This is a genomic window from Streptomyces sp. NRRL WC-3549 (assembly GCF_000721935.1).
Lineage (GTDB): Bacteria > Actinomycetota > Actinomycetes > Streptomycetales > Streptomycetaceae > Streptomyces.
This window is the reverse complement of record NZ_KL585401.1, coordinates 56,328-58,846: the sequence shown is the minus strand read 5'-3', so window position 1 is coordinate 58,846 and position 2,519 is coordinate 56,328. Positions and strand designations below refer to the sequence as shown.

General features: G+C 76.4%; 1 protein-coding gene and 1 pseudogene. Both read left to right on the top strand.

The genetic code is table 11. The annotated features are described in order from the left end of the window. Positions 1-1,230: FtsX-like permease family protein (locus IH13_RS0116755; protein ID WP_031085223.1), on the top strand; the 1,230-nt coding region annotated here is incomplete at its 5' end. Between the two features lies 1 nt (position 1,231). Then, positions 1,232-2,519: pseudogene (locus IH13_RS0116750) on the top strand (ABC transporter permease); the annotation flags it as partial.

Below are 2,519 nucleotides of genomic sequence, written 5' to 3'. Positions count from 1 at the left end.
GGCTACCGGGTCGGCGCCGGGACGGTCCCCGTGGACGGCCGGACGCACACCGTCTCCGTGCCCGTCTCCCCTTCGGGTGAGCTGGCCGTGACCGGCTTCGAGGTGGACGACGCGGTCCCCGCGGGCCGCTCCGAGAAGCGGCTGGTCTCGGTGACGGGGCTCCGGGCGCTGACCGCACAGGGCGCGGAGCTGCCGGTGCCCGTACCGGACCAGGTGCGCTGGCAGGCCGTGACGACCGTGACCGAGGCCGGCGAGGAACGGCCGGGCGAGACGCCGCAGGAGGTGAACGGCTCGGGGGCGGCTCCCGCCTTCCGGTACGGCACCGGGGCCGTTCTGGCGGATCAGGCGTACTCCGGCGGCCCCGTCGGCACCCTCCGGATCACCGCGGCCCGTGCGTCGGCCCCCGCGCTGAAGGCCGTGGCGAGCGACGCGTACCTGACGTACGCGGGCGCGGAGCCGGGCCAGGAGGTCGACCTCACGCTGGCGGGCCACACGGTCCGGGTGACGCTGGTGGCGTCGGTGCGGCAGCTGCCCACCACCGGTCCGGGCGCCACCGCCGGGGCCCGGGACCTGACGGAGTCGTCCACGAAGCCCGGCGGGAGCCTGCTCCTGGACTTCCGGGCCGTCTCCGAGGTGCTCGCCCACCGGACCGGGGCCACCCTGCCGCCCACCGAGTGGTGGCTGAGCACGGCGCCCGGCGAGGGACCGAAGGTGGCCGCCGCGCTGCGCGAGCTGCCCGGTACGGACCCGGCCCAGGTGCTGGTACGCGACGAGACGGCCCGCGAGATGGCGGACGACCCGCTGGGGGCGGGCCCGCAGTCCGCCCTGCTGGCGGTCGCCGCGTCCGCCGCCGCGCTGGCCGCGGTCGGTACCGCGGTCGGCCTCGTGGGCTCGCGGCGCGAACGGTCCGCCGAGTTCGCCGTGTTGCGGGCGCTGGGCGCATCCCGCCGCAGGCTGGCCCGGACGATGGCCGCCGAACAGGGCGCCCTCATCGCCCTCGCCCTGCTGATCGGTCTCGCCCTGGGGGCGGTGCTGACCAGGGCCGTCGTGCCGCTCGTCGTGCTGACGGGGCAGGCCGCCAGGCCGGTGCCGGACGTCGTGGTGCTGCTGCCGGCCGGGCAGGTCGCCGTCCTGCTGGCCTCCGTCGCGGCGTTGCCGCTGCTGGTCGTGGCCGCGATGGCACTGCGCCGCACCGAACCCGCCGTTTCGCTGCGCCAGGGGGACAACTGAGATGACCGCCGCCAAGATGCCGGCCGCCTGCGCCCCCTGGGTCCGTACACGGTTGCGTACCGCCCCCGGCATCAGCGCCGCACTCGCGGTCCTGCTGTTCCTGACGGCCTTCCTCGCCGCCGCGTTCCCGCGCGCCGTGGACGCGTACGAGACGAAGGCGCTGCGTCACGGCATCGCGACCGCGCCACCCCGCCAGAGCGTGCTCGACGTGACCACGCCCCCGGTCTCCCTCGGGGAACCGCGTCCGGTCCGCGAGCAGGGCGTGCGGGAGGAGGCGCTGGCCGGCGTCGCCCGCGCGCTGCCCAGGACGCTCCCCGATCCGGTACGGACCGATCCCGGGCGCTCCTTCTACGGGGTGCACACCACGAAGCCGATCGTCGCGCAGGAGCCCTGGCTCCCCCGCCCGGACGCGGCGCCTCCCCGACTGCACTACGCCGTTCCGTCGGCGCTCACCGAGCACAGCCGGCTGAGTGCGGGCCGCTGGCCCGTGGCCCACGGCGAGGTGGGCGCGGACACCCGCGAGGTGGAGGCCGCCGTCACCGAGGAGACGGCGGCGGAGCTGAAGATGAAGCCGGGCTCCACGATCACGGTGCCCTCCCAGAGCGGCAGCCCGCTGACCGTACGCGTCACGGGCGTCGTGGAACCGCTGCGCCCCGACGACGGCTACTGGTCGGTCGACCCCCTCTACCGCGCCCCGTCACTGGTCCCGGACCCGGGTTCCCCGACCCCGGTCCTCTACTGGACGGCGACGCTGCTGCTGGCCCCCGACACCGGGCCGGCGCTCCTGGACACCACGGGCGAGCCCGAACTGTACTGGCGCCTCGTCCCGGACCCCGCCGGTCTCACCGCGGCCGACGCGGGGCGGCTGGGGAGCGCCGTCGCCGCGCTGGAGGGCGGCCCCGAACTGCTGGAGATCCGTTCCCTGGTCGGACCCAACGCGGCGCTCACCACGGAGCTGGACGCCCTCCTCGACGCCCACACGGCGATGCGCGAGGCCATCGGCCCCGTCGTCACGGTCGCGGCGGTGGGGGTCGGTGCCCTGGCGGCCGTCGTCCTGCTGATGACGGGCGGGCTGATCGGTGCCCGCAGACACCACGAGCTGGCCCTGCTGCGGTCACGCGGCGGGTCCCTCTCCGGCATCGGCGGACGGCTGTTCGCCGAGACCGCGGTGGCCGTGCTGCCCGCGGCGGCGCTGGGGCTGCTGCTGGCGGTCGTGCTCGTCGGGGAGGCCCGGTGGTGGCCCTCCGTCGTCGGTGCCGCCTTCGTGGCGGTGCTCGTCTGCCTGGACC